This is a genomic window from Algoriphagus persicinus (assembly GCF_035156415.1).
GTDB classification, from domain to species: Bacteria; Bacteroidota; Bacteroidia; order Cytophagales; family Cyclobacteriaceae; genus Algoriphagus; species Algoriphagus persicinus.
In genome coordinates this window covers 1-6,557 of sequence record NZ_JAYEEY010000059.1, presented here as the reverse complement: position 1 = coordinate 6,557, position 6,557 = coordinate 1, and the positions used below count along the sequence as shown (strand labels likewise).

The 6,557-nt window shown below is 40.8% G+C and carries 7 protein-coding genes and 1 pseudogene; all 8 read left to right on the top strand.

Features of this window, described 5'->3' with window-relative positions; all coding sequences use genetic code 11:
* A pseudogene (locus U3A58_RS21495) lies at positions 1–427 on the top strand (3-phosphoshikimate 1-carboxyvinyltransferase); the annotation flags it as partial.
* A 3-nt stretch (positions 428–430) separates the two neighbouring features.
* Positions 431–1,255 (top strand): prephenate dehydratase, encoded by an 825-nt coding sequence (locus tag U3A58_RS21490; protein WP_323826454.1) that lies wholly within the window; start codon positions 431–433, stop codon positions 1,253–1,255.
* A 168-nt stretch (positions 1,256–1,423) separates the two neighbouring features.
* Positions 1,424–2,569, top strand: coding sequence for a pyridoxal phosphate-dependent aminotransferase (locus U3A58_RS21485; RefSeq protein ID WP_323826453.1), 1,146 nt, complete (start codon positions 1,424–1,426; stop codon positions 2,567–2,569).
* Between the two features lie 188 nt (positions 2,570–2,757).
* Entirely contained in the window at positions 2,758–3,606 is an 849-nt protein-coding gene (locus tag U3A58_RS21480; protein ID WP_323826452.1) for a prephenate dehydrogenase, read from the top strand.
* Between the two features lie 163 nt (positions 3,607–3,769).
* Positions 3,770–4,021: a hypothetical protein gene (locus tag U3A58_RS21475; RefSeq protein WP_323826451.1), complete on the top strand. Its 252-nt coding sequence runs from the start codon at positions 3,770–3,772 to the stop codon at positions 4,019–4,021.
* Positions 4,021–4,314, top strand: a complete 294-nt coding sequence (locus tag U3A58_RS21470) for a type II toxin-antitoxin system RelE/ParE family toxin (RefSeq protein WP_323826450.1) — start codon at positions 4,021–4,023, stop codon at positions 4,312–4,314. Before U3A58_RS21475 ends, U3A58_RS21470 begins: the two co-directional genes overlap by 1 nt.
* Positions 4,315–4,729: 415 nt before the next feature.
* Entirely contained in the window at positions 4,730–5,500 is a 771-nt protein-coding gene (locus tag U3A58_RS21465) for a Kelch repeat-containing protein (RefSeq protein ID WP_465038370.1), read from the top strand.
* Between the two features lie 233 nt (positions 5,501–5,733).
* Positions 5,734–6,432 (top strand): SIMPL domain-containing protein, encoded by a 699-nt coding sequence (locus tag U3A58_RS21460; protein ID WP_323826448.1) that lies wholly within the window; start codon positions 5,734–5,736, stop codon positions 6,430–6,432.
* Positions 6,433–6,557: the final 125 nt, after the last annotated feature.

The window sequence follows — 6,557 nt, the reverse complement described above, 5'->3', positions numbered from 1 at the left end:
AGGCGTTTTATTGCAAAAACAAGCTGTGAAAGGTTTGAGAACCTGGGACTTCACCCATTGCCCCGATTTGGCGCAAACAATTGCAGTGACTTGTGCCATCCTAGGTCAGGATGCTACATTCACAGGATTAGAAAGTTTGAAAATCAAGGAAACTGATAGAATCTATGCCCTACAGCAAGAATTGGCTAAGATCAGTGCCGACTTGAAGGAAATAGCCCCTGAGGTATATCAGGTGATCCCGTCTGTGACAATGCCAGCAGCAGTGAAAATCCACACCTATGAAGATCATCGAATGGCTATGGCTTTTATGCCTTTGATCACCAAAACACGTGTAAGTATAGAAGATCCTTCCGTGGTAAATAAATCTTATCCTAGCTTTTGGAAGCATTGCCAGCTTGCGGGAATTTCCATAGTCAGCCAATCTTAAGTCATGAGTAAGTTAAAAATAGCCATTCAGGGTGTTCCAGGTTCTTTCCATCATCAAGTAGCTCTGCGTAATTTCGGTGAGGATATAGAAATTCTGGATTTCACTACCTTTGAGCCTGTGGCAAGGTCTGTGGCAAATGGCGAAGCTGATTTTGCTGTGATGGCCATTGAGAACTCGATTGCCGGTGCGATTTTACCAAATTATGATTTGATCGATCGCTATGGATTAAGCATACGCGATGAATATTACCTTCCTATCGGGCATCAATTCATGGCTCTTCCCGGACAGACTATTGATGATATTAAAGAAGTTCGTTCTCATCCTATGGCACTTTTGCAGTGCAAGGCTTTTTTTGCGCAGCATCCACAGATCCAGCTTAAAGAAGATACTGACACAGCATCAGTAGCGCGTGATATAGCTAAAGAAAACCTGAAAGGTGTAGCAGCGATTGCATCAATTATTGCAGCTGATATTTATGGCATGGAGATCCTCGCGCCGGATATTCAGACCGTGAAAAGTAATTTTACCCGATTTATCATCCTGCAAAAGGACACTGTAAAAGCAGCGAATTCAGCGGATAAAGCATCTTTAAAAGTCACGATCCAAAACCAAAAAGGCGGTTTAGCAAAACTTCTGACTTTGATATCCGAAAAAGGAATTGATTTGAGCAAAATCCAGTCAATTCCAGTGATCGAAAAACCTTGGGAATATGCGTTTTTTATCGATTTGGTTTTTGAAGATCATGCAATTTTCTCACAGACAATTGAAGAAATTCGAACTAGTTTTGGCGAAGTGAAAATTTTTGGAGAATACTTGAGTCGAAAATGACATATTTAACTGCCTCCATCCAATAAAACTAATTTTCTTTGTTTAGTGGACGGAAGACCGAAGACAGATGACCGAATTAGCCGAAATGTATGAGTTCATCCCATCCTAAAATGCTTTTCTCTAAGTGATAGAACTAGTGATGAAAATTAAAAAATTAAGAAGAAATAGATGAAAGGATTTGCAGATCGAGTTAGCAGTGTAGAAGAATACTATTTTTCCGCAAAACTCCGTGAGGTTAATCAGATGATTGCTGATGGAAAACCAGTCATCAACTTAGGAATAGGCAGTCCGGATTTGGCTCCTGACAAGCAAGTATCCGAGGCGCTGAAAAGTGCCGCCGACAATCCTCAAGCTCATGGATATCAAAGTTATCAGGGAATTCCTGAATTGAGAATTTCCATAGCGAATTTCTACGCGAGAGAATACGGAGTCAGCCTAGATCCAAACAAGGAAATCCTCCCGATGATGGGTTCTAAAGAAGGAATTATGCATCTCAGCATGACTTTCTTGAATTCCGGTGATGAAGTATTGGTTCCCAATCCGGGTTACCCAACCTACACTTCTGTGACCAATTTACTGGGTGCCAAACCGATTTATTATAACATTGATCTGACTAAAGCTGGACGACCGAATCTGGAAGAGTTAGAAAAACAGGATCTGAGCAAAGTGAAACTCATGTGGATCAACTATCCGCATATGCCCACCGGCGCGACGGGAAGCAGAGCTATTTTGCAAGAATTGGTGGATTTTGCCATTAAGCATGAAATTGTATTGCTTCATGACAATCCTTACAGCCATATTTTGACGAAGGAGCCAATCAGTATTTTGTCAATTCCTGAAGCGAAGGAAGTCGCTATGGAGTTGAATTCGCTTAGCAAAGCCTTCAATATGCCAGGCTGGCGGATAGGGATGTTGGTAGGTCGTGAGGATTGGCTAGAGAAGGTGCTGAAAGTCAAAAGTAACATGGATTCCGGTATGTTTTTGGGCATTCAGAAAGGCGCAATAGCGGCTCTAAACCTGGGAGAAAATTGGTTTTCAGATATTGAAAGCACGTATCAAAACCGAAGAAAGTTGGTCTGGAAACTGGCAGATAAGCTAAATTTGACTTATGACACCAAAGCCGCAGGTCTATTTGTCTGGTGCAAAGTGCCTGATGGAAAAACTGCCGATCAACTTGTGGACGAGTTGCTTTACGAAAGAAATATATTCATCACTCCTGGAAAAATCTTCGGTTCGGAAGGTGAAAACTACGTACGCTTTTCGCTTTGCATGCCTGAGTTTAAGATTCTGGAAGCGATCAACCGAATTAAATAAATACATAGGAACTGAGCATGGCTAATAATTACTATTCATGCGAATTCCACCTGGCTGACGGCAGTCAGGTGTGACCATACATAACTTTTAACTACTCATGAAATCGAGCATGGTTCAAGCATCACACAGAGGGATGATTATCAGCCTTGCGAGATTCCATGTGACTAATAAAAATCAATTGTAAACACATGAAAAAATTACACATCGTCGGTTTAGGGCTTCTAGGCGGCTCTTTTGGTTTGGCAGCAAAGGATAAATTCCCAGGTATATTGATTACCGGCACTGATGCAGACGAGAAAAACCTGCAGGAGGCGTTGAATCTTGGGATAATTCAGGAAGCCAAGAACAGCCCAGATGCGGACACCGATATTGTCATTTTGGCTACTCCTGCAGATACCTTGGGAGATCTACTATTGAAAACTCTTGATCAAATCGGGGAGCACACCTTAGTTTTTGATGTAGGCTCTACGAAAGCCAAACTTTGCGATCTATTGGCAGATCATCCTAAAAGGAAACAGTATCTAGCAGCTCACCCAATTGCAGGAACTGAATATTCAGGTCCAAAAGCCGCTTCACTTGGCCTTTTGGATAGAAAAGTTATGATTATCTGCGAACTGGAAAAAACTGATTTACTATTGAAAGAAAAGGCTTACGAGCTTTTCGATGCGCTGAATCTAAAACTGAGATTCATGGATCCTGACGAGCATGACCGTCACTTGGCATTTGTATCGCACTTATCGCATATTTCTTCCTTTATGCTAGGCAAAACTGTCCTTCAGAAAATGGAAGATGAGAAGAACATCTTCGATATGGCGGGTTCAGGATTTGCTTCTACGGTTCGTCTGGCCAAGTCAAGTCCTGCGATGTGGGCGCCTATTTTCACTGAAAACAAGGACAATATCTTGTCTGCTTTGGATAGCTACATATCGAATCTGGCAGCTTTCCGTGATAAAATCGCAGCAAGCGATGGTCAGGGATTGTCAGATGATATGAGAGAAATCAATAAGATCCGGGATATTCTAGATTTGGAGAGGTAAACCGATTTCGGATTATAAGGAACGCCATTTGTAATTTCAAGTGGCGTTGATTTTTGTACGCCATTGAAAATGAATACCCTATACAATAAAACTTACTCCATTGTTGTTAGAAATCTTATTCACGTAAATCTTTAAGTTCTAATAAAGTGTTAATTTGAGAGAAATGTTAGAAAAAATGGATCTGAAAACCGCCAAGCTAGAAGTGATTCAAAAAATCATGAACGTCTCCACAGAGTCTTTACTGGAAAAAATCGACAAAATTCTTGAAGAGGAAATGATAGTAGGTTATTCTGTAAAAGGAAAACCTCTCACCAGAAAGGAATATAACTATCGACTAGAAAAGGCTGAGCTCGAAATAGCATCTGGTGATTGTCTTTCTCAGCAGGAATTAGAGAAAGAAGTTGAGAATTGGTGATGTCAAGGCATCAAATAATTTGGTCAAAACAAGCCAAGGAATCTCTAAAGGGGATTTATGATTATTATAAAGACAAATCATTGCAAGGAGCAAAAAATGTCAGAGCTGATCTATTGCAAGCTCCAAAGAAGATCATTTTTGCAAAACAATATCAGAAGGACGACATCAATCCCAAATACTATAGAATTATTGTTAGAGATTACAAAATCCTGTATTTGGAAGACCACAATCGGATTTTGATAATTGATATTTTTTCAACTATTCAGTCGCCAGAAATTCTCGCATTGAAATAATTACGCTCACCATCCCTGTTTCAATAGAAACGCTACTTTACCATCCTTACCAAATCACAATTGAAAAAACCTTATTTTGGTCCTACTAAAACCTAAACCCAACACCTATGAAGTACTTATTCAGTCTTGCACTCCTGCTCATAACCCTAGCTAGTTTCGCTCAATCCGCTGATCAATGGACAACGGAAGAAACCGCCAACTATCCCCTGCCTAGGCATGAAAACTCCTTCGTCGAATGCGATGGAAAGTTTTACCTCCTTGGAGGAAGAGGTGTAAAACCAATCGAAGAATATGACCCTAAAACTACTATGTGGAAGACTTTGGCCATGGCACCAATGGAATTCCATNTGGAAAGTTTTACCTCCTTGGAGGAAGAGGTGTAAAACCAATCGAAGAATATGACCCTAAAACTACTATGTGGAAGACTTTGGCCATGGCACCAATGGAATTCCATCATTTTCAGGCGATCTCTTTCAAGAATGAAATCTATGTAATAGGAGCATTGACTGGAGGATATCCACATGAGACTCCTTTGAAAAACTTCTTAATTTTCAACCCTAAAACCAATACTTGGCGAGAAGGCGCGGAAATTCCTGAAGATCGACGCCGAGGCTCAGCTGGTGTATTGACACGCGGTGACAAAATCTATATGGTTTGCGGAATCATAGATGGGCACTATGCAGACTTTGTGCCTTGGCTAGATGAATATGATACTAAAACAGGTACATGGACTGTGCTTCCTGATGCTCCAAGACCCAGAGACCACTTTGGTGCGGTACTAGTAGAAGATAAAATTTATGCTGCTGGCGGCAGGACTTCCCATGCCGAAATAGGAAAAGTGCTTGAATTGGTGATTCCAGAGGTTGACTTTTTTGATTTCAATACCAATTCTTGGAGTACTGTTCAGGCTGGCTTGCCAACTCCAAGAGGAGGGACTTCTTCTATCGGAAAAGGCCCCTATTTACTTGTAATGAACGGAGAAAGCACAGTGCAAGTAGCATCACATTCGGAAGTGGAAGTGTTGGACACCCGAACCGGCACCTGGTCGCGTTTACCTGATTTGAGCCAGGGTCGACACGGAACTGGAGTGATTTATCATAAAGGTAAACTCTATGTAGCAGCTGGAAGTGCTAATCGAGGTGGCGGACCGGAATTGAATGACATGGAAGTGCTGGAGTGGAAATAACTGATACCGATTTTAAATAGAAAAATTGATTTTTCCGCTTAGGTTCTTGAACCTCTCATTTCCTTAATTTCCCTTAACAAAATCAATTTTTCAAAATAATTGGCTTTCATTTTGAATACCCTCAAGTAGACCCAAACACACATGAAATCGAGCATGACTCAAGCGTCACACAGTGGGATGATTATCTACCATGCGAGATTCCATGTGATCATTTAAAATCAAATTATAAATACATGAAAAATTACTTGACTATACTATTCGCCCTCTTCTTGGTAGCACCGGTTTTGGCACAGGACAACATGACTGTTCCTTTGATTGAAGTGGAAGGATTTAGTGAGAAAAAGATTGCTCCAGATGAGGCGGCTTTCCAGATTAATTTGGAGGAAAAAGCTATGAAAGTAACCGATGCTGTGCAAGTGCTGAACAAAAAGACACAATTGCTGGCAGATGCTTTGAAAAAAGCCAAGATCAAGGATTATAAGCTAATAGCTGATAATTACTCAGTGGATGTCAATCGTATCTATAGAGGTGGCACACAGCGTGATTCTGGGTATGTAGCCCGACAATCATTAAGAGTGGTGACAAACAGTAAGAATGAAGACTTGCAGAAAATCGTTGAATCAATTCAGGGAGCTGGAGACATGAGTTTCAATTTACATTTCCAGATTTCTGAAGCCACGCAGAGGTCTTTAGAGGATGAGTTGCTAACGGCAGCCTTGAGAAATGCGGAAAGCAGAGCACAACTTATTTCACAGACTTTGGGAATTAAAAATATCCGAGTTCATCGGGTTTCCTTGGAATCCCAACCAATTGCCTATCCAGTCGCAAAAATGGAAATGATGCGAACCAGTGCTGATGCCGCTGCTCCTCCATTGTTAAATCCAGATGAGCAAAGTCTCCAAAAGCGGGTTTATGTAAAATATACCTATTAAAACTAAGAGGCTGTCTCAAAAGTAGATAGTTTAAAAGGCTAGTCGATTACTCGGCTAGCCTTTCTTGTTTTACTCAAAATATGTACTTTGAGGTGTGGAAAAACAAGACTTAAATGTAGTCTTTA